At 54.9% G+C, this 20,328-nt stretch carries 18 protein-coding genes; 15 read left to right on the top strand and 3 right to left on the bottom strand.

What is annotated here, in order from left to right:
• Positions 1 to 129: 129 nt before the first annotated feature.
• Entirely contained in the window at positions 130 to 879 is a 750-nt protein-coding gene (gene trmN, locus F3J40_RS05420) for a tRNA(1)(Val) (adenine(37)-N(6))-methyltransferase TrmN (protein ID WP_167012862.1), read from the top strand.
• Here the strand turns inward: trmN and nadB are convergent.
• Positions 876 to 2,522, bottom strand: a complete 1,647-nt coding sequence (gene nadB, locus F3J40_RS05415; protein WP_167012861.1) for an L-aspartate oxidase — start codon at positions 2,520 to 2,522, stop codon at positions 876 to 878. The genes trmN and nadB overlap by 4 nt on opposite strands.
• A gap of 408 nt (positions 2,523 to 2,930) precedes the next feature.
• Between nadB and rpoE the strand changes: the two genes are divergently transcribed.
• From rpoE to acpS, 11 genes are all read left to right on the top strand, one after another.
• Complete coding sequence (rpoE, locus tag F3J40_RS05410; RefSeq protein WP_010257669.1) at positions 2,931 to 3,509, top strand: RNA polymerase sigma factor RpoE; 579 nt, start codon at positions 2,931 to 2,933, stop codon at positions 3,507 to 3,509.
• Positions 3,510 to 3,535: 26 nt separating this feature from the next.
• Complete coding sequence (gene rseA / locus F3J40_RS05405; RefSeq protein ID WP_167012860.1) at positions 3,536 to 4,198, top strand: anti-sigma-E factor RseA; 663 nt, start codon at positions 3,536 to 3,538, stop codon at positions 4,196 to 4,198.
• A 5-nt stretch (positions 4,199 to 4,203) separates the two neighbouring features.
• Complete coding sequence (gene rseB, locus F3J40_RS05400) at positions 4,204 to 5,181, top strand: sigma-E factor regulatory protein RseB (protein WP_167012859.1); 978 nt, start codon at positions 4,204 to 4,206, stop codon at positions 5,179 to 5,181.
• Positions 5,178 to 5,642: a SoxR-reducing system protein RseC gene (gene rseC, locus F3J40_RS05395; RefSeq protein ID WP_167012858.1), complete on the top strand. Its 465-nt coding sequence runs from the start codon at positions 5,178 to 5,180 to the stop codon at positions 5,640 to 5,642. The genes rseB and rseC overlap by 4 nt, the downstream gene beginning before the upstream one ends.
• Before the next feature lie 206 nt (positions 5,643 to 5,848).
• Positions 5,849 to 7,648: a translation elongation factor 4 gene (lepA, locus tag F3J40_RS05390; protein ID WP_017347811.1), complete on the top strand. Its 1,800-nt coding sequence runs from the start codon at positions 5,849 to 5,851 to the stop codon at positions 7,646 to 7,648.
• A 9-nt stretch (positions 7,649 to 7,657) separates the two neighbouring features.
• Positions 7,658 to 8,632 (top strand): signal peptidase I, encoded by a 975-nt coding sequence (lepB, locus tag F3J40_RS05385; protein ID WP_167012857.1) that lies wholly within the window; start codon positions 7,658 to 7,660, stop codon positions 8,630 to 8,632.
• 133 nt (positions 8,633 to 8,765) lie between these two features.
• A complete protein-coding gene (rnc, locus tag F3J40_RS05380; protein ID WP_017347809.1) occupies positions 8,766 to 9,446 on the top strand; it encodes a ribonuclease III in 681 nt (226 codons plus the stop codon).
• Between the two features lie 45 nt (positions 9,447 to 9,491).
• On the top strand, positions 9,492 to 10,400 hold the full coding sequence (gene era / locus F3J40_RS05375) for a GTPase Era (RefSeq protein WP_017347808.1): 909 nt from the start codon (positions 9,492 to 9,494) through the stop codon (positions 10,398 to 10,400).
• Between the two features lie 3 nt (positions 10,401 to 10,403).
• Positions 10,404 to 11,135 carry a DNA repair protein RecO gene (recO, locus tag F3J40_RS05370; RefSeq protein WP_017347807.1) on the top strand — a complete coding sequence of 244 codons (732 nt, stop codon included), beginning with the start codon at positions 10,404 to 10,406 and terminating at the stop codon, positions 11,133 to 11,135.
• Positions 11,136 to 11,202: 67 nt separating this feature from the next.
• Complete coding sequence (gene pdxJ / locus F3J40_RS05365; protein WP_167012856.1) at positions 11,203 to 11,934, top strand: pyridoxine 5'-phosphate synthase; 732 nt, start codon at positions 11,203 to 11,205, stop codon at positions 11,932 to 11,934.
• The gene (gene acpS / locus F3J40_RS05360) at positions 11,934 to 12,314 is read left to right on the top strand and encodes a holo-ACP synthase (protein ID WP_167012855.1); all 381 of its coding nucleotides are present in this window, start codon (positions 11,934 to 11,936) and stop codon (positions 12,312 to 12,314) included. Before pdxJ ends, acpS begins: the two co-directional genes overlap by 1 nt.
• Before the next feature lie 77 nt (positions 12,315 to 12,391).
• Here acpS and F3J40_RS05355 read toward each other — a convergent pair whose 3' ends face one another.
• On the bottom strand, positions 12,392 to 13,228 hold the full coding sequence (locus F3J40_RS05355) for a MurR/RpiR family transcriptional regulator (RefSeq protein WP_167012854.1): 837 nt from the start codon (positions 13,226 to 13,228) through the stop codon (positions 12,392 to 12,394).
• Positions 13,229 to 13,435: 207 nt separating this feature from the next.
• On the opposite strand from F3J40_RS05355, the gene yfhb reads away from it, so the two are divergent.
• Positions 13,436 to 14,074, top strand: coding sequence for a phosphatidylglycerophosphatase C (gene yfhb / locus F3J40_RS05350; RefSeq protein WP_167012853.1), 639 nt, complete (start codon positions 13,436 to 13,438; stop codon positions 14,072 to 14,074).
• Between the two features lie 73 nt (positions 14,075 to 14,147).
• Entirely contained in the window at positions 14,148 to 14,648 is a 501-nt protein-coding gene (gene tadA / locus F3J40_RS05345) for a tRNA adenosine(34) deaminase TadA (protein ID WP_167012852.1), read from the top strand.
• A 49-nt stretch (positions 14,649 to 14,697) separates the two neighbouring features.
• Here the strand turns inward: tadA and mltF are convergent, their stop codons facing one another.
• Positions 14,698 to 16,155: a membrane-bound lytic murein transglycosylase MltF gene (gene mltF / locus F3J40_RS05340; protein ID WP_167012851.1), complete on the bottom strand. Its 1,458-nt coding sequence runs from the start codon at positions 16,153 to 16,155 to the stop codon at positions 14,698 to 14,700.
• A 268-nt stretch (positions 16,156 to 16,423) separates the two neighbouring features.
• Between mltF and purL the strand changes: the two genes are divergently transcribed.
• Entirely contained in the window at positions 16,424 to 20,314 is a 3,891-nt protein-coding gene (gene purL, locus F3J40_RS05335) for a phosphoribosylformylglycinamidine synthase (protein WP_167012850.1), read from the top strand.
• The last annotated feature ends 14 nt before the right edge of the window (positions 20,315 to 20,328 follow it).

Below are 20,328 nucleotides of genomic sequence, written 5' to 3'. Positions count from 1 at the left end.
CTCAGTTTGGGGCGCTGATTATAGACAGTTCAGCCACAATCTTCATCTGTTTGTGTTCGCAGGTGAAGGTGAATTCCCGTCTTTACCACGTTACACTCGCGGCAGTAAAAAATTCAATGGTAGTTACGCATGTCTCAGGACCAGCCGCAATCGCGGGCAATTTTAAGAAAAGATGGTTTCACTTTTAAGCAATTTTTTGTCGCACACGATCGTTGTGCCATGAAAGTGGGCACCGATGGCGTGCTGCTCGGTGCCTGGGCTCCGGTGGCCGGTGTGCGCAGTGTACTGGATATTGGCTGTGGCAGCGGCTTGATTGCACTGATGCTGGCACAGCGCACGCCAGAAGCGGTGACCATTGATGCGGTGGAACTGGAAGCGAATGCGGCGAGCCAGGCGCAAGATAATTTTACGGCGTCGCCATGGGCTAACCGCATGCAGGTGTTTCCCCAGGACATTGTCAGCTGGAGTGAGCAGTGCGAGAAACGCTATTCATTGATTGTCAGTAACCCGCCGTTTTTCACTCCGGCCACGGCATCAAGCAGCGTTGAACGTGATGCCGCACGCAGTACCACTACGTTAGACCATCCCACGCTGCTGCGTTGTGCCGCCCAGCTCATCGAGGAGGAGGGATTGTTTTGCGTGGTGCTACCGGAAGATTCAGGAGAAGCGTTAATTACCCTGGCGCAGGAAGAGGGATGGCATCTGCGTTATCGCCTCGATGTTTCCCCCTATGTGCAGCGTCCGCCAAACCGCCTGGTGTTGGGCTTTTCACCCACGGCGGGCGAAACGTTGCTGGAACGTCTCGCCATTCGTGATGAAGATAAAAGCTATGCGGCAGACTGGTTGAGCCTGGTGCAGGACTTCTATCTGTTCCGTTAATGCTGCGGTTGCAAAATCGTCGGTAGCGCTTCGGGCAACAGGTGTGGATAGTCGCGGGTGTAGTGCAGCCCCCGGCTCTCCTTACGATCGAGGGCCGAACGTACCATCAGCTCGGCCACCTGCACCAGATTGCGTAACTCCAGCAGGTTATTCGACAGACGGAAGTGCGCGTAGTACTCATCGATCTCCTGTTGCAGCAGCAAAATACGCCGCAGCGCCCGCTCCAGGCGCTTAGTGGTGCGCACAATCCCGACATAATCCCACATCAGCAGACGTAGCTCGTGCCAGTTATGCTGAATCACCACGCGCTCATCGGCATCATCGACCTGGCTTTCATCCCACGCCGGTAGCTGATCAACTTTGCTAACGTCGGGTAGCGTGCGCAGCAGGTCTTCTGCCGCTGACCAGCCATACACCAGACACTCCAGCAGCGAGTTGGACGCCATGCGATTCGCACCGTGCAACCCGGTATAACTCACTTCGCCAATGGCATATAAGCCAGCGACATCCGTCACGCCGTTCTGATCCACCATTACGCCGCCGCAGGTGTAGTGCGCGGCAGGCACCACGGGAATGGCATCACGGGTTAAATCAAGGCCAAAGCTCAGCAGCTTGTCGTAGATCATCGGGAAGTGGCTGCGCACAAACTCTTCTGGCTGGTGGCTGATATCCAGGTACATGCAGTCCACGCCGAGCCGTTTCATTTCATGATCGATAGCGCGAGCCACCACGTCACGCGGCGCGAGTTCACCGCGCGCATCAAAGTCTGGCATGAAGCGGCTACCATCCGGGCGTAACAGGCGCGCGCCTTCACCACGCAGGGCTTCGGTCAGCAAAAAGCTCTGCGCCTGCGGATGGAACAGGCAGGTAGGGTGGAACTGATTAAATTCCAGATTGGCGACGCGGCATCCGGCCCGCCAGGCCATCGCGATGCCGTCGCCTGAAGCGACATCAGGGTTGGTGGTGTACTGATAAACTTTGGCGGCACCGCCAGTGGCCAGCACCACAGAACGCGCACGGCAGGTCTCTACCTGTTCACGGTTGCGGTTCCAGATCCACGCCCCCACCGCGCGGCGCGGCCCCGGCAAACCTAGCTTGTCAGAGAGGATTACATCGACGGCGTTGGTGCGTTCCAGAATGCGGATGTTGGGGTGGCTCAGCGCCTGCCCAACCAGTGTAGTTTCGACTTCACGCCCGGTGGCATCGGCATTATGCAGAATGCGACGATGGCTATGGCCCCCTTCCTGAGCAAGGTGATAACGCATATCGCCACCGGCCTGAGGGTCAAGATCAAAAGAGACGCCGTTGTCGATCAACCACTGCACGCACTCCCGCGCGTGGCTGGCAATGAAAGAGACCGCCTGACGGTCACACAGGCCAGCCCCGGCGATCAGCGTATCTTCAATGTGCGATTCGATACTGTCAGTTTCATCAAACACCGCAGCAATGCCGCCCTGTGCATACAACGTCGAACCTTCGTTGATCTCTGCTTTGCTCAGCAGTAAAACCTGATAGTTAGCCGCCAGACGCAGGGCCAGAGAGAGGCCTGCTGCGCCACTGCCAACAATCAAAACGTCACAATCATAATCAGGATGAGTAGTCATAATGGTGTTTAATTTACTAAACAGTGATAGGGCGAGCATAAGCGTACTGGCGGGGGATGTGAAGTGCTTAGCGCACATTGTCAGCAAAAAGAAGCGCAATTCATGCCGCTACTGACGTTATTCAGAAAGTTAATGTCATCTTTCATTCATCAAGGTTTTTTATATCAAACACTTTGAGTCAAAAGGGGATTTTGTGATGAAAAATTGCCCCGCATAAGGTACTCTGCCAGCAATTTGACGCTCAGGCCTGGCGCCCTGATCGCGCACGGTGAAGTACAATGTAAGAGAATCAACAACAAGTTGTGCATCAACGTGAAACAGCAAAAAAAGGACGGAATTGAACTTTAGGCCAAAGGGCTACTCAAAGCGGATGCTTGCTCAGAAGTATCTGGATGTGCTGGCAGTTCAATTACGCGTAAAAAAGAGTTTGGGGAGACATTACCTCGGATGAGCGAGCAGTTAACGGATCAGGTTCTCGTTGAACGTGTGCAGAAAGGCGATCAGAAAGCGTTCAATCTTCTGGTCATTCGCTATCAACATAAAGTAGCAAGCCTGGTTTCACGTTATGTCCCTTCTGGCGATGTGCCAGATGTGGTGCAGGAATCTTTCATTAAGGCGTATCGCGCACTGGATTCATTCCGTGGCGATAGCGCGTTTTATACATGGCTGTACCGGATTGCTGTTAACACAGCAAAAAACTATCTGGTGGCCCAGGGGCGTCGTCCTCCTTCGAGCGATGTGGACGCGATCGACGCAGAAAATTTCGAGAGTGCGGGTGCGCTCAAAGAAATTTCGAACCCTGAGAATTTAATGTTGTCAGAAGAATTGAAACAAATTGTCTTTCGTACCATTGAGGCACTGCCGGAAGATTTACGCATGGCGATCACCCTGCGTGAGTTGGACGGACTAAGTTACGAAGAGATCGCCGTCATAATGGATTGCCCGGTAGGCACTGTACGTTCACGTATTTTCCGGGCACGAGAGGCTATTGATAATAAAGTTCAACCGCTTATCCAACGTCAGTGATAACGGCTACTGGAAGGGTTTAAGGCATGCAGAAAGAACAACTTTCCGCTCTAATGGATGGTGAAACTTTAGATAACGAGCTGATTTCAACGTTATCGAGGGATGTAGAGCTGCAACAGCAATGGCAGCGCTACCATCTGGTCCGCGATACAATGCGCGGCGATGTAGGTGAAGTTCTGCATTTTGACATCAGTGCGCGCGTGGCAGCAGCTATTGAGCTTGAGCCAGCACGCTCCAACGTGACCCCGTTGCTGCCCGAAGCACAACCGGAACCGTCACGCTGGGAAAAAATGCCATTCTGGCGCAAAGCACGTCCGTGGGCCGCACAGCTGACCCAGGTGGGTGTGGCTGCTTGTGTTTCACTGGCCGTGATTGTGGGTGTACAGCAGTACAACCAGCACGGTACTGGTAGCACCCCAGGCACGGAATCTTCGGATTCCCCGGTTTTTAACACGCTGCCGATGATGGGCAAAGCATCGCCTGTTAGCCTGGGTGTCCCTTCTGCCGATGTTTTTGATACCAGCGGTACCACTCAGCAGGTGCAAGAACAGCGTCGTCGCGTGAATGCGATGTTGCAGGACTATGAACTGCAGCGCCGCTTACATGCCGATCGCACGCAGATCGATCAGAATGCACCTCAGCAGGCACAAGCTGAAGTCCCTGGTAACCAGACCTTAGGTATACAGTAGCGGTAATGAAGCAACTTTGGTGCGCCGTAAGCCTGTTGGCAGGCAGCTTGTTGTGGTCCACTACCGCTTTGGCTCAGACGCCGCCGCCTGTTAGCGCGGCGCCTGATACCTCTGTGTTACTGCAACAGATGGAACAGGCGAGCCTGAATCTCAATTATGAGTTCGCCTACATCAACGTTAGCCGCATTGGCATTGAATCCCTGCGTTATCGCCATGCGGTTATCAATCACCAGTCTTACGTTCAGTTACTGCAAATGGATGGGCCTCGACGCGAGGTGATTCAGCGCGGTAATGAAATCAGCTATTTCGAACCCGGCCTCGATCCGTTCTCACTGCCTGGCGATCATATTATCGATGCGTTGCCCTCTCTGGTCTTCGCGGATTTTAAAAAGCTCTCCGCTAACTACGATTTCATCGCAGTGGGTCGCGCACGCGTTGCCGATCAAATGTGTGAAGTGGTGCGAGTGGTATCGCGTGATGGTACGCGCTATAGCTACGTCGCGTGGCTGGATATGGATACTAAGCTGCCGCTGCGCATCGATCTGCTCGATCACGACGGCGAAACGCTGGAGCAGTTCCGTGTCACCAGTTTCGCGGTGGATGAAGGCGTGCGCACTGTGATGCAGGGGCTGCAAAAAGCCCATCTTCCACCGGTGCTCTCCGTCCCGCAGGGTGACAAAGTGTCGCTGGCGTGGCAGCCAGAATGGTTGCCTGCGGGGATGAAACTGATGGCGCAGAACCGCCGTGAAATTCCTGCGCTGAGTAAAACCGTGGAGTCGCGGCTTTACAGCGATGGCCTGTTTAGCTTCACCATTAATGTGACACCCGCCGATAAAAACAGTGTGACGCAGATATTGCGCACTGGACGTCGTACGGTGCAAACCGAAGTGCGCGATAATAGTGAGATTACCGTGGTGGGCGAATTGCCACCCGCTACGGCCAAACGTATTGCGGACAGCGTGAATTTGGGGTCACAACAATGATGAGAGAATGGGCCACCGTCGTGGCATGGCAGGACGGCGTAGCAACGTTACATTCCGAGGCGAAAACCTCCTGTAACAGTTGCTCGGCGCGCAAAGGTTGCGGCAGCGCGATGCTGAACAAGATGGGTCCCAAAGATGCGCATGTGATGACCATCAACAGCGATAAGCCGTTGCAACCAGGACAGCGCATTGAAATCGGCATCCGTGAAAGCAGCCTGTTAGGTTCTGCGCTGCTGGTCTACATGACGCCGCTCATCGGCCTGTTTGTGGTTGCTGGCCTGTTTCAACTGCTGTTCCAGAGCGATCTGGCTGCTGCCTGTGGTGCCCTGTTGGGAGGCATTGGCGGCTTTATTATCGCCAAAGGGTTATCCACACTTTTGGGTGATCGGGAAGCCTTTCAGCCGGTGATTCTCAACATCACCTTGCCGCCGGATGCACTCCGCATCGAGCCAGCCGAGTAGATTGCCAACAGGCCGCGAACTTCGCGGCCTTTTTCCTGCCTGTAACCGGAAAAATCCATTGTGTTCCATTCTTTTATGCGCGGCGCTAACAGTGTAATATGCGTCGTCATTAATGGGCTGACAGGATTGTGGGTTAAGAGCGATCTTCCTGAATGTGTCTGTGCTCAGGTTTTTAACTGATAGTCTACGTGAAGATATTCATATAAATGAAGCACATACGAAATTTCTCCATCATCGCACACATCGACCACGGCAAATCCACGCTCTCAGACCGACTGATTCAAATTTGTGGTGGCTTGAGCGATCGTGAGATGGCTGCGCAGGTTCTGGACTCCATGGATCTGGAACGTGAACGCGGTATTACCATCAAAGCGCAGAGCGTAACCCTCGATTACAAAGCGTTGAACGGTGAAACTTACCAGCTCAATTTTATCGATACTCCCGGCCACGTTGACTTCTCCTATGAAGTTTCGCGTTCTCTGGCTGCCTGTGAAGGGGCTCTGCTGGTGGTTGACGCAGGGCAGGGCGTAGAAGCACAGACCCTGGCGAACTGCTACACCGCCATGGAAATGGATCTGGAAGTTGTACCGGTACTGAACAAAATCGACCTGCCAGCCGCCGATCCTGAGCGCGTAGCAGAAGAGATTGAAGATATCGTCGGCATCGACGCGGCAGATGCTGTGCGCTGCTCGGCTAAAACCGGCGTAGGCGTGCCTGATGTGCTTGAGCGCCTGGTACGTGATATCCCACCACCGGAAGGCGATCCAGAAGGCCCACTGCAGGCGCTGATCATCGACTCCTGGTTTGATAACTACCTCGGCGTCGTGTCTCTGATCCGTATTAAAAACGGTACGCTGCGCAAAGGCGACAAAGTCAAAGTCATGAGTACCGGCCAGACTTATAACGCTGACCGTCTGGGTATCTTCACGCCGAAGCAGGTTGATCGCAATGAACTGAATTGCGGTGAAGTAGGCTGGCTGGTTTGCGCCATCAAAGACATCCTCGGCGCACCGGTGGGCGATACGCTGACGTTGCAACGCAACCCAGCGGATAAAGTTCTGCCTGGCTTTAAAAAAGTGAAGCCGCAGGTTTATGCAGGCCTGTTCCCGATCAGCTCTGATGATTATGAAGCATTCCGTGATGCGCTGGGCAAACTGAGCCTGAACGATGCCTCGCTGTTCTATGAGCCAGAGAGCTCAACGGCGCTGGGCTTCGGTTTCCGCATCGGCTTCCTGGGTCTGCTGCACATGGAGATCATTCAGGAGCGTCTGGAGCGTGAATACGATCTCGACCTGATCACCACAGCACCAACGGTTGTCTATGAAGTGCTGACCACTGATGGTCAAACCGTGTACGTAGACAGCCCGTCCAAGCTGCCACCATTGAATAACATTGAAGAACTGCGTGAGCCAATCGCCGAGTGTCACATGCTGTTGCCACAGGAATATCTGGGCAACGTCATCACACTGTGCATTGAGAAACGTGGTGTTCAGACCAACATGGTTTACCACGGCAAGCAGGTTGCACTGACCTATGAAATTCCGATGGCAGAAGTGGTTCTCGACTTCTTCGACCGTCTGAAATCAACGTCACGCGGCTACGCTTCGCTCGATTATAATTTCAAACGTTTCCAGGCCTCTGACATGGTGCGTGTCGACGTAATGATTAACTCAGAACGTGTTGATGCGCTGGCGCTGATCACCCACCGCGATAACTCACAGTACCGTGGCCGCGACTTAGTGGAGAAGATGAAAGATCTGATCCCTCGTCAGCAGTTCGATATTGCGATTCAGGCGGCGATCGGCAACCACATTATTGCTCGCTCAACAGTGAAGCAGCTGCGTAAAAACGTCCTGGCGAAATGCTATGGCGGTGACGTCAGCCGTAAGAAAAAGCTGTTGCAGAAGCAGAAAGACGGTAAGAAGCGCATGAAGCAGGTAGGAAACGTTGAACTGCCGCAGGAAGCCTTCCTTGCCATTCTGCATGTCGGTAAAGACAGCAAATAAGGAATTTTAATGGCTAATATGTTCGCACTGTTACTGGCGTTAGCTACGCTAATCACAGGGATTATCTGGTGTCTTGACCGCTTTAAGTGGGCACCTAAGCGTCGTGCTAAACAGGCTGCTGCTCAGGCGCAGACCGGGAATAGTATTGACAGCAAAACCCTGGCAAAAGTCTCTGCTCAGCCTGGCTGGGTAGAGACAGCCGCTTCGGTGTTCCCGGTGCTGTTGGTGGTGTTCGTCGTGCGTTCGTTTATCGTTGAACCCTTCCAGATCCCATCGGGTTCAATGATGCCAACGCTGTTAATCGGTGATTTCATCCTGGTCGAGAAGTTTGCGTACGGCATTAAAGACCCGATCACACAAACCACGCTGATCCCTACCGGGCATCCACAGCGTGGCGATGTGGCGGTATTTAAGTACCCGAAAGATCCAAGCGTGGACTACATTAAGCGCGTTATCGGCCTGCCGGGCGATAAAGTGGTGTTTGACCCTATCAGCAAGACGCTGACGGTGAATCCTGGTTGTGGTGAAGGCCAGTCTTGCAGCAGCGCGTTGCCAGTGACCTACACCAATATCGAGCCAAGTAACTTTGTGCAGACTTTCAGTGGCTTTGACGGCAATGAAAGCGGTAGCGGTTTTTATCAGTTACCACAAGGCGAAACCATGCGCGGTGGTCTACGGTTAGGTACACGTAAAGAGACTTTAGGCACCGTCACTCATGACATCCTGCTGGTGAATGAAGCACCAAGCCAGCCAGGCATGTACTACCAGCAGCCAGGCCAGCCACAGTCAACGTGGGTGGTGCCGCAAGGTCAGTACTTCATGATGGGTGATAACCGTGACAACAGCGCAGACAGCCGTTATTGGGGCTTTGTGCCAGAGAAGAACCTGGTGGGCAAAGCGGTAGCGATCTGGATGAGCTTTGAGAAACAAGAAGGTAAGTGGCCAACCGGCGTACGACTGAGTCGTATCGGTGGTATCCACTAACAGCAATCCCGCTGCGGCGGGGTTAATCGGCTGGCTCCCTGCGGGGAGCCACTGCACACGAAACAGCATGAGTTGGAACGTCAGCCCTGTTTCGTATGCAGAGTAACAGACGTACAAAAAGAACTGGAATCGCATGAATCCCATCCTGATTAATAAGCTTCAGCGTAAACTGGGCTACACTTTTACTCATCCGGAATTGCTTCAGCAGGCTCTGACTCACCGCAGTGCCAGCAGTAAACATAACGAGCGTCTCGAATTCCTGGGTGATTCCATTCTCAGCTATGTCATTGCCAACGCGCTCTATCACCGCTTCCCACGTGTGGACGAAGGGGATATGAGCCGTATGCGTGCCACTTTGGTGCGCGGGAATACCCTGGCGGAGATGGCTCGAGAATTTGACCTTGGCGAATGTCTGCGCCTTGGCCCCGGTGAGTTGAAAAGCGGCGGTTTTCGTCGCGAGTCGATTCTGGCAGATACCGTTGAAGCACTGATTGGCGGCATTTTCCTCGACAGCAATATTCAGCAGGTCGAGCAGTTGATCCTCAACTGGTATCAAACTCGCCTTGATGAGATTAGCCCAGGCGATAAACAAAAAGATCCCAAAACCCGTCTGCAGGAGTTCCTGCAGGGGCGCCATTTGCCGCTGCCTTCTTATCTGGTGGTGCAGGTGCGTGGTGAAGCCCACGATCAGGAGTTCACCATTCACTGCCAGGTCAGTGGCATGGTTGAACCGGTAGTTGGCGTTGGTTCAAGCCGACGCAAAGCAGAGCAAGCCGCAGCGGAACAAGCGCTGATCAAACTTGGTCTCGAATAGCTAAATCGCAGCGCCTGAACAGGCGTTGAAAAAGTCAGGACTCGAATGAGCGAACAAGAAGTAACCTATAGCGGCTTTGTCGCGATTGTTGGCCGACCTAACGTTGGCAAATCCACTTTACTGAACCAGTTGCTGGGGCAGAAAGTGTCGATCACATCGCGTAAACCGCAGACCACGCGTCACCGCATTATGGGTATTCACACGGAAGGGGCCTATCAGGCCATTTATGTGGATACACCAGGGCTGCACATGGAAGAGAAACGCGCCATCAACCGTTTGATGAACCGTGCCGCCAGTAGCTCCATCGGTGATGTTGAACTGGTCGTGTTTGTGGTGGAAGGCACGCGCTGGACACCCGATGATGAAATGGTGTTAAACAAACTGCGTGGCGGCACAGTGCCGGTCATCCTGGCGATCAACAAAGTCGACAACATTCAGGATAAGAGCATCCTGTTGCCACATCTGCAGTTCCTTAGCCAGCAGATGGACTTCCTCGACATCGTGCCTATTTCTGCGGAAAGCGGCCAGAACGTGGATACCATTGCCCAGATCGCGCGTAAACATTTGCCGCAGTCCGAGCATCACTTCCCGGAAGACTACATCACCGATCGCTCTCAGCGCTTTATGGCTTCTGAGATCATCCGTGAAAAACTGATGCGCTTCCTCGGTGCAGAACTGCCGTATTCCGTCACGGTTGAGATTGAGCAGTTTGTCTCTAACGATCGCGGCGGTTACGACATCAATGGTCTGATTCTGGTAGAACGTGAAGGCCAGAAACGCATGGTGATTGGCAACAAAGGGGCCAAAATCAAAACCATCGGCATTGAAGCCCGTCGCGACATGGAAGACATGTTCGAAGCGAAAGTGCATCTTGAGCTGTGGGTCAAGGTCAAATCCGGTTGGGCCGACGACGAACGTGCGCTGCGCAGCCTGGGTTACTCTGACGAAGGCTAATTGATGGAAGGCTGGCAACGGGCGTTTGTGCTACACAGTCGCCCCTATAGTGAAACCAGCCTGCTGCTCGATCTGTTCAGCGAAAGCGACGGACGCGTGCGGGTACTGGCTAAAGGTGCCCGGGCACGACGCTCTCAGCTTAAAGGTACGCTGCAACCTTTCACGCCGCTGCTTGTCCGTTGGGGTGGGCGCGGTGAAGTCAAAACCCTACGCAATGCCGAAGCGGTTTCCCTCGCACTGCCTCTCAGCGGTATCACCCTCTACTGCGGACTCTACGTCAACGAACTGCTCTCACGCGTGCTTGAGCAGGAGATCCCGTTTGGCGAACTGTTCTTTGACTATCTCCACTGCCTGCAAGGCCTGGCGTCCACCAGCGGATCGCCAGAACCGTCGCTACGGCGTTTTGAACTGGCGCTGCTCGGGCACCTTGGCTACGGCGTAGATTTCCTGCATTGCGCCGGTAGCGGTGAGCCGGTTGCCGACAACATGACCTACAGCTACCGTGAAGAGAAAGGGTTTATTGCCAGCCTGGTCGTAGGGCAGCGCAGTTTTACCGGCAGCGAACTCCAGGCATTAGCCAGCCGTCAGTTTAACGACGTGGCCCAGCTACGCGCTGCCAAGCGCTTCACGCGTATGGCACTCAAACCTTATCTGGGCGGTAAGCCGCTCAAAAGCCAGGAGCTGTTTCGCCAGTTCGTGCCGAAAAAAACGCCAGCCGGGCCGAAAACCTCCTGATCGCCATACCACCGCCAGACGTGTCGCGATACACTGCGTGCAATACTGAATAATACAGAGGATTGTCATGGCTGAGTTGCTGTTAGGGATCAATATCGATCACATCGCTACCGTGCGTAACGCGCGTGGCACCAGTTATCCGGACCCGGTACAGGCGGCGTTTATCTCTGAACAGGCCGGGGCTGATGGCATTACCGTACACCTGCGTGAAGATCGTCGTCACATCACCGATCGTGATGTTCGCATCCTGCGCGACACCATCCAGACGCGGATGAACCTCGAAATGGCAGTCACCGATGAGATGATTGCGATTGCCTGTGAAGTCAAACCTCAGTTTGTCTGCCTGGTCCCTGAAAAGCGCGAAGAAGTGACCACCGAAGGTGGCCTCGACGTGGCGGGCCAGCAGGAAAAAATTAACGCCGCAGTGCAGCAGTTGAGCCGTGCGGGCATTTTGGTTTCTCTGTTCATTGATGCCGAAGAGCGTCAAATTGAAGCGGCTGTGACCAGCGGTGCGCCTTATATCGAAATCCATACCGGTGCCTATGCCGAAGCCGCCGAAGGGCTGGAACGTGACGCTGAGCTGGCACGCATTCGCCACGCGGCAACCTTTGCCGCCAGCCGTGGTTTAAAAGTGAATGCGGGCCACGGCCTGACCTACCACAACGTGCTGCCGATTGCCGCACTGCCGGAAATGCATGAACTGAACATTGGTCACGCCATTATTGGTCGTGCGGTGTTTAGCGGCCTGGCTGAGGCGGTGAAAGAGATGAAGCAACTGCTACGGGAAGCGCGTCGCTAATGGCTATCCTCGGGCTGGGCACCGATATTGTTGAAATTGAACGTATCGCTGGGGTGATCGAACGTTCGGGCGATCGCCTGGCTCGAAGGGTCTTAAGTGATGCCGAGTGGCAGCAGTACCAGAACCACCGGCAGCCACTGCGTTTTCTGGCGAAGCGGTTTGCCGTTAAAGAAGCGGCAGCCAAAGCGTTTGGCACCGGGATTCGCGGTGGCCTCGCCTTTAACCAGTTTGAAGTCTACAACGATGAACTGGGTAAGCCAGGCCTGCGTTTCTTTCAGCACGCCGCTGAAGTGGCCCAGCGCCTTGGCGTGAATCACGTCCATGTGACGCTGGCGGATGAGCGGCATTACGCATGCGCCACGGTGATTATTGAGTCTTAATCACCGTATCTTGCCGTTATCTCCCACATCCAGCCATAAACCTTCAGCCAAACGCCTTTAGCTGAAGGTTTATTTTTTTACAGGTTATTCACCAGGTTTTGGCTGTGGCGAATATGGCTGGCGGCCCGTTCAGGGTCTTGCTGTACCAGCGCCATAAACAGCAGATCGGTCAATGCCAACTGCGCGGTGGTGGATGAGATGGCGGCACTGCGATTGCTCTGCTCTTCTGCCACAGTATAGAGGCAGTGGCTGGCAATCTGTTGCAAGGTATTGGGCGTAAATCCCGTAAACGCCAGTACTGAAGCACCAATCTGTGCCGCTTCCTGCGCGGCCAGGTTAATCTCACGCCGTTCGCCGGTATAAGAGATGGTCAGCAGCACATCGCCATGGCGCATCGCCTGCACGCTGGCAAGCAGGGCGTGCATATCTTGCTCGGCCACGGCATTGATGCCAATTTTCATCAGCTTCCACGAAAAGTCTTTCGCGACCAGGCCAGATCCGCCCATGCCCGTCAGTAAAATGCGGTGGGCGTTCTTAAGCAGATCCAACACTTCCATCAGGCGCTCTTCGCTGTTGATATCCAGCGTCGCGCGGATTGCAGACAGTTTTTCGGTCAGTAATTTTTCTCCGACCACTTTCAACGGATCGTCGCTCAGAATGTGGTTGTGTACCGTGATCGCGTCTTTATCCGCTAACGACTCGGTCAATGCCAGCTTCAACGCCGGGAAGCCACGATAGCCCAGCTTTTGCGCGAACTTAACCACGCTAGACTGACTCACGCCGGAAACCTCTGCCAGGCTTTGTGAGCTCAGATTACGCGCCTCATCGGGCTGCGACAGTAAGAAGTCCGCCAGACGTCGCTCATTCAGGGTCAGGCGGGGATAAAGCTGGCGTATACGCAGGAGTGAACTCATCAGAATCCTCATTCCAAAATGCCTCCATCATGGAGACAAGAGTAAAGCTGACTGGCCGGGCTGTGTAGATTGCTGGTCAACCCAACCAGAAGAAAACGTGATGCCGGGTAATTCTAATCTCTGGAATAAAAAATGACAGGTTTCCTCTCTCTTTGTGATGGCTACACTGTGTAATGAAGGCATGAAAAGAGAAAAAAGAGGTGTTTTTTGACAAAAGGTACGCAACGACGCGTGGTGTTCTTCGATCTGGATGGCACCTTACACCAGCAGGACATGTTTGGCACTTACCTGCGCTATTTATTACGCCGTCAGCCATTAAATCTCCTGATTCTGCTGCCATTGCTGCCCGTAATCGGGGCCGGGCTGTTGCTGTGGGGGCGAGCCGCGCGCTGGCCAATGAGCCTGCTGCTGTGGGCGGTGACGTTTGCGCACAGCGAAAAGGCCCTGGTGCGAAAAGAGGCGGAGTTTGCCCGCTGGTTCCGCCAGCGCGTCACGGCGTTCCCCGTGGTGCAGCAACGGCTGATTGATTATCTGCGCAGTGAGGATGCGGATGTCTGGCTGATCACCGGCTCGCCGCAGTCTCTGGTGCAGCAGGTCTACTTTGACTCGGCGTTTTTACCTCAGGTTAACCTGATTGCCAGCCAAATGACGCGCTTTGCCGCGGGCCGGGTGCTGTCATTACGCTGCCTGGGCCATGTAAAGGTGGCGCAGCTTGAAGCGCGGATTGGCACGCCACTCCAGCTTTACAGTGGCTACAGTGACAGTAAACAGGACAACCCGCTGCTGTTCTTCTGCCAACATCGCTGGCGCGTGACGCCGCTGGGTGAACTTCAGCAGCTAGAATAGTGCGGACAGGCTTCGATTCTGCGAACGGTATCGCTATAATGCGCCGCTTTTGACGGGCGAGAGAACGCACACTATGCAGCAACACGATGAACACTGGATGCGCCATGCGCTAAAACTTGCCCAGCGCGCCTGGGATGAGGGCGAAGTGCCAGTGGGCGCAGTGCTGGTGCAGGGCGACCGCGTTATTGGCGAAGGCTGGAACCGTCCTATTGGTCAGCACGATCCCACCGCGCATGCGGAGATTATGGCGCTGCGGCAGGGCGGCAAAATTCTGGAAAATTACCGCCTGCTGGATACCACGCTGTATGTCACGCTGGAACCCTGCATCATGTGCGCAGGTGCCATGGTGCACAGCCGCATTACCCGGCTGGTGTATGGTGCCAGTGATGAAAAAACCGGTGCTGCCGGTTCCCTGATCGACATTCTTGGTCACCCAGGCATGAACCATCAAATCGTACTGGAAGGTGGCCTGCTGGCGCCAGAGTGTGCCGGAATGCTGAGTGATTTCTTCCGCCAGCGGCGTGAGCAGAAAAAGGCGCTGCGGAAACAGCTGCGCGATCAGGAAGAAGAGTAATATAAGACGTGTTATTAAACAGAAGAGGGCATTACGCCCTCTTTTTTGATCAGTTCATTGCCAGCTTCGGTTCCACCGCAGGGTATCCCTGCGCCAGCTCAGCATCTTCCGCAGTACGCTGCGCCAGACGCTTATCCTGCTCTTGCAGATAGCCCACCAGGCTTATCTGGTACTTACGGATGTTCTCTACATAATTGTAGGCCTCATGGCCGCGAGCATAGCCGTAGGAGGTCTGCGTGTAGTAGCGCTTCTGGCTTAGCATCGGCAGGCGCAGTTTGACGTCCGCCCAGCTATCCGGGTTGCCACCCTGTTTTGCCGTCAGCTTGCGCGCATCCAACATATGGGCATACCCCATATTATAAGAGGCGAGGGCAAACCAGATGCGCTCATCATCCGGAATGGTGGAGGGCACTTTTGCCATCATGCGCTGCAAATACTCACTCCCGCCGCGAATGCTCTGCTCCGGGTCGAGGCGATCGCTCACCTGTAAGCTATCGGCGGTATTGCGCGTCAGCATCATCATGCCGCGCACCCCGGTGGGTGAGGTGGCCTGCGGGTTCCAGTGCGACTCCTGATAAGAGATAGCCGCCAGCAAGCGCCAGTCCAGGCTACTGGAGTACTTCTGGAACAGCGATTGAATGTTAGGCAACGTATTGTCAATGGCACGCAGGAACGTGCGGGTATCGACGTAATCAAACGTGCCAACGTGACCTAAATATTTCTCATCCAACCGCGCCAGTGCGCCTTCTTCACCCATCTGGCTGAAGAAATCCAACATTGCGGCATTGAGGCTGTCATCACTGCGCTGCGGCAGATACCAGGTAACGGGTTCTTCATCACTGATATCAAAAGCCACCGCTAAGTTGGGATGAACCCGCTGCAGCAGTGCAATGGTGACAGAGTCGCCAACGGTATAGTCAAGCTTACCGTCCGCAACGGCTTCCAGCAGGGACTTCTGTCCCATATCGGTCGAAATGGCCCAATCCAGATCGGGATACTGCTTATCTTTCGCCTCTTTGAGGTTAGTAAGATAAGCCGAACCCGAAGGGACAATCAGCCGACCTTTGAGGTCGCCAAAGTTTTTCGGCCTGGCTTTATCAACGCGATAGACCAACTGCTGAGAGACCGAGTAGTAGCTCGGGCCACTTTGGTAGTGCGACAAACGCTCATTATTGTAGATAAGCCCTGCCGCCAGCACGTCGGCCTTACCGTGGTCCAGGTCGTCAAACAGATCACCAATGTTCGGGCGCACGGTGACCTGGAGCTTGACCCCAAGATAATCAGCAAAGCGTTTTGCCAGTTCGTAATCCATACCCGCCGGAAGTTTATTCACGGTGTAGTAGGTCAGTGGCGAATTTATGGTGCTGACTCGCAGCACGCCTCGCGCACGTATTTGGGATATCGCATCTTTGCCGCCCCCGTACCACGGGATGGCAGGCCACAGTGCCAGCGCGAGCAGCACGGTGATCAGACCGATGATCAGATAGTTTAATTTCAGGCGTTTCAAATAGTTATCTCTCTATGGCGCTCAGGCCTCTGTCCTTTACAGGCAGTATTAGTCTTCTTTTGGCTCCCAGAGCGACGGGCATTTTGCGCAACAAAGCGGCATAGAGCAACTTTAAAAGCAAGAATTGTTCAATTTTCAGTCGAATCCGGATCGCAATTAAATGTGCGCAAACGGTTTCGTCGAGGCGGGTGATTCTCTATAATACTGCCCGTTTTCCCTGTTGCGCCCAATGAAGCGCCGCCCGGCGCTTCGAAGACGAGAGATCTTAATGATGGAAATTCTGCGTGGTTCGCCCGCTCTGTCAGCATTTCGTATTAATAAACTGCTGACCCGCTTTCAGGACGCTCACCTTCCGGTGAGTGATATTTACGCCGAGTACGTCCATTTTGCCGATGTCAGTGCACCGCTCAACGCTGACGAAAAAGCCCGACTACAGCGTCTGCTGAAGTATGGCCCCTCTCTCGCGGAACATGCCCCTCAAGGGCGTTTGCTGCTGGTAACGCCACGTCCTGGCACTATCTCGCCCTGGTCTTCAAAAGCCACAGACATTGCCCACAACTGCGATTTACCGCAGGTTCGCCGCATTGAGCGTGGTCTGGCGTTTTACGTCCAGGCACCGCAGCTGAGCGAAGCTCAGTGGCAGTCACTGGCGACACTGCTGCACGACCGCATGATGGAAGTGGTGTTCCACGACCTGGCTGATGCTGAAAAACTGTTTGCCCACCACGAACCCCAGCCGCTGAAAAGCGTGGATATCCTGGGCGGTGGCCGTCAGGCACTGGAGCAGGCGAACGTCGCGCTCGGCCTGGCACTGGCAGACGATGAGATCGATTACCTGCTGGCAGCCTTTGAAAAACTCGGGCGCAACCCGAACGATATCGAGCTCTACATGTTTGCCCAGGCAAACTCTGAGCACTGTCGTCATAAAATTTTCAACGCCGACTGGATCATCGACGGTGAAAAACAGCCGAAGTCGCTGTTTAAGATGATCAAAAACACCTTCGAGCAGACGCCAGACCACGTCCTGTCAGCGTATAAAGACAACGCTGCGGTTATGGAAGGTTCTGAAGTAGGCCGTTTCTACCCGGATGCGGCGAAAGGTGAATATGCGTTCCATCAGGAAGACGCACATATCCTGATGAAAGTAGAAACCCATAACCACCCGACCGCCATCTCCCCATGGCCAGGTGCCGCGACCGGTTCCGGTGGCGAAATCCGTGATGAAGGTGCAACCGGACGTGGCGCGAAGCCAAAAGCCGGTCTGGTCGGCTTCTCCGTTTCTAACCTGCGCATCCCTGGCTTTGAACAGCCGTGGGAAGAAGATTTCGGCAAGCCAGAGCGTATCGTTACCGCGCTGGATATCATGACCGAAGGCCCACTGGGCGGTGCAGCATTCAACAACGAATTTGGTCGTCCAGCCCTGAACGGCTATTTCCGTACTTATGAAGAGCGCGTGGAGAGCCATAACGGCGCTGAACTGCGTGGCTACCACAAGCCAATCATGCTGGCTGGCGGTATCGGTAATATCCGTGGCGATCACGTGCAGAAAGGTGAAATCACCGTTGGCGCGAAACTGATCGTGCTGGGTGGCCCGGCGATGAATATCGGCCTGGGCGGCGGTGCAGCCTCTTCAATGGCGTCTGGTCAGTCGGATGCGGATCTGGACTTCGCGTCAGTACAGCGTGATAACCCAGAAATGGAACGTCGCTGTCAGGAAGTGATCGACCGCTGCTGGCAGTTGGGCGAAGACAACCCAATCCTGTTCATTCACGACGTGGGTGCAGGCGGCTTGTCCAACGCGATGCCAGAACTGGTGAGCGACGGTGGCCGTGGTGGCCGCTTCAATCTGCGTGACGTGCTGAGCGATGAGCCAGGCATGAGCCCGCTGGAAGTGTGGTGTAATGAATCTCAGGAACGTTACGTTCTGGCGGTTTCCCCAGAGAAACTGGCTGAGTTTGATGCACTGTGCCAGCGTGAGCGCGCACCTTATGCGGTTATCGGTGAAGCGACCGAAGAACTGCACCTGTCACTGGCTGACAGCCATTTCGACAACACCCCAATCGATATGCCGCTGGATGTGCTGCTGGGCAAAACGCCGAAGATGACCCGTGATGTGGTCACTCAGCAGGCACAAGGCGCTGAGCTGAAGCGTGATGGCATCACCGTAGCGGATGCGGTTAACCGTGTGCTGCATCTGCCGACCGTGGCAGAGAAGACCTTCCTGATCACCATCGGTGACCGTACCGTTACCGGTATGGTGGCTCGCGATCAGATGGTTGGCCCATGGCAGATCCCGGTAGCTAACTGCGCCGTGACCACCGCAAGCCTCGACAGCTATCACGGTGAAGCCTTCGCACTGGGCGAACGTGCGCCAGTCGCACTGCTGGACTTCGCCGCCTCTGCGCGTCTGGCAGTTGGTGAAGCACTGACTAACCTGGCAGCAACGCAAATCGGCTCCCTGAAGCGCGTGAAGCTCTCCGCGAACTGGATGTCTGCTGCGGGTCACCCAGGTGAAGATGCGGGTCTGTACGAAGCGGTTAAGGCCGTTGGTGAAGAGCTGTGTCCGGCACTGGGCATTACTATTCCGGTGGGCAAGGACTCCATGTCCATGAAAACCCGCTGGCAGCAGGGCAATGAAGAGCGTGAAATGACCTCGCCATTGTCACTGGTGATCACCTCATTTGCCCGTGTGGAAGATGTTCGCCGTACCGTAACGCCAGAGCTGCAACCGCAGGCAGATAACCTGTTGCTGCTGGTTGATCTTGGCAACGGTGCTAACACCCTGGGGGCGACCGCGCTGTCTCAGGTTTATCGTCAGTTGGGCGATAAGCCAGCAGACGTGCGTGATGCGCAGCAGTTGGCTGGCTTCTTCAACGCCATGCAGGCGCTGGTTGCCGAGCAGAAACTGTTGGCTTACCACGACCGTTCAGATGGCGGCCTGCTGGTCACGCTGGCAGAGATGGCCTTTACCGGTCACTGTGGCGTTGAGGTGGATATCGCCGCTCTGGGTAACGATGCGCTGGCTGCACTCTTCACTGAAGAACTGGGTGCCGTTATCCAGATCAACGCAGCGGATCGTGCCGCAGTAGAGCAAGTCTTCGCGGACCACGGTCTTGCGGCTTCGGTACACGTCATCGGTTCAGCCCAGCCGGGCGATCGTTTCGTGATCCGTTCTGGCGATAGCGCGGTATACAGCGAAAGCCGTACCACTCTGCGTACCTGGTGGGCAGAAACCACCTGGCAGATGCAGCGCCTGCGTGATAACCCAGACTGTGCCGATCAGGAACACGAAGCGAAGAAAAACGACAACGACCCTGGCCTCAACGTTCATCTGACCTTTAAGCCAGAAGAAGATGTGGCAGCGCCAATGATCGCCACCGGTGCACGTCCACGTGTCGCCGTGCTGCGTGAGCAAGGTGTGAACTCCCACGTTGAGATGGCAGCAGCCTTCCACCGTGCGGGCTTTACCGCAGTAGACGTACACATGAGTGACCTGCTGGCCGGCAAACGTGGTCTGGAAGAGTTCCAGGCGCTGGTTGCTTGCGGTGGCTTCTCTTACGGTGACGTCTTGGGTGCGGGTGAAGGTTGGGCGAAGTCGATTCTGTTCAACAACCGCGTGCGTGATGAGTTTGAAAACTTCTTCCACCGTCCGCAGACGCTGGCGCTGGGCGTGTGTAACGGCTGCCAGATGATGTCAAACCTGCGCGAGCTGATCCCAGGCAGCGACCTGTGGCCACGCTTCGTCCGTAACCAGTCCGAGCGTTTTGAAGCGCGCTTCAGCCTGGTTGAAGTGGCTGCTAGCCCGTCACTGCTGCTTGATGGCATGGCCGGTTCACATATGCCAATCGCTGTTTCTCACGGCGAAGGCTTTGTGGAAGTGCGCGATGGCGCACATCTGGCGGCGCTGGAGAGCAAAGGTCTGGTTGCACTGCGCTTTGTTGATAACTTCGGTAAGGTTACTGAAACCTATCCAGCGAACCCGAATGGCTCGCCAAACGGTATTACCGCGGTGACCAACGAAAGCGGTCGCGTGACCATCATGATGCCACACCCGGAGCGTGTGTTCCGTACCGTGAGCAACTCGTGGCACCCGGCAGAGTGGGGCGAAGACAGCCCGTGGATGCGTATCTTCCGCAATGCACGTAAGCAGCTTGGCTAAGCCTTAACGCTTGA

Origin of the sequence: Candidatus Pantoea multigeneris, assembly GCF_011752615.1 — a bacterium.
In the GTDB taxonomy this organism is placed as follows: Bacteria; Pseudomonadota; Gammaproteobacteria; order Enterobacterales; family Enterobacteriaceae; genus Pantoea; species Pantoea multigeneris.
Note: the sequence above shows the minus strand (reverse complement) of the source record. Positions and strands in the feature narration are given on the sequence as shown.

What these genes read in the sequence shown, in the direction of transcription:
- trmN (WP_167012862.1), top strand. Translation starts at nt 130, where the DNA reads ATGTCTCAGGACCAGCCGCAATCGCGGGCAATTTTAAGAAAAGATGGT.
- nadB (WP_167012861.1), bottom strand. Translation starts at nt 2,522, where the DNA reads ATGCTCGCCCTATCACTGTTTAGTAAATTAAACACCATTATGACTACT.
- rpoE (WP_010257669.1), top strand. Translation starts at nt 2,931, where the DNA reads ATGAGCGAGCAGTTAACGGATCAGGTTCTCGTTGAACGTGTGCAGAAA.
- rseA (WP_167012860.1), top strand. Translation starts at nt 3,536, where the DNA reads ATGCAGAAAGAACAACTTTCCGCTCTAATGGATGGTGAAACTTTAGAT.
- rseB (WP_167012859.1), top strand. Translation starts at nt 4,204, where the DNA reads ATGAAGCAACTTTGGTGCGCCGTAAGCCTGTTGGCAGGCAGCTTGTTG.
- rseC (WP_167012858.1), top strand. Translation starts at nt 5,178, where the DNA reads ATGATGAGAGAATGGGCCACCGTCGTGGCATGGCAGGACGGCGTAGCA.
- lepA (WP_017347811.1), top strand. Translation starts at nt 5,849, where the DNA reads ATGAAGCACATACGAAATTTCTCCATCATCGCACACATCGACCACGGC.
- lepB (WP_167012857.1), top strand. Translation starts at nt 7,658, where the DNA reads ATGGCTAATATGTTCGCACTGTTACTGGCGTTAGCTACGCTAATCACA.
- rnc (WP_017347809.1), top strand. Translation starts at nt 8,766, where the DNA reads ATGAATCCCATCCTGATTAATAAGCTTCAGCGTAAACTGGGCTACACT.
- era (WP_017347808.1), top strand. Translation starts at nt 9,492, where the DNA reads ATGAGCGAACAAGAAGTAACCTATAGCGGCTTTGTCGCGATTGTTGGC.
- recO (WP_017347807.1), top strand. Translation starts at nt 10,404, where the DNA reads ATGGAAGGCTGGCAACGGGCGTTTGTGCTACACAGTCGCCCCTATAGT.
- pdxJ (WP_167012856.1), top strand. Translation starts at nt 11,203, where the DNA reads ATGGCTGAGTTGCTGTTAGGGATCAATATCGATCACATCGCTACCGTG.
- acpS (WP_167012855.1), top strand. Translation starts at nt 11,934, where the DNA reads ATGGCTATCCTCGGGCTGGGCACCGATATTGTTGAAATTGAACGTATC.
- F3J40_RS05355 (WP_167012854.1), bottom strand. Translation starts at nt 13,228, where the DNA reads ATGAGTTCACTCCTGCGTATACGCCAGCTTTATCCCCGCCTGACCCTG.
- tadA (WP_167012852.1), top strand. Translation starts at nt 14,148, where the DNA reads ATGCAGCAACACGATGAACACTGGATGCGCCATGCGCTAAAACTTGCC.
- purL (WP_167012850.1), top strand. Translation starts at nt 16,424, where the DNA reads ATGATGGAAATTCTGCGTGGTTCGCCCGCTCTGTCAGCATTTCGTATT.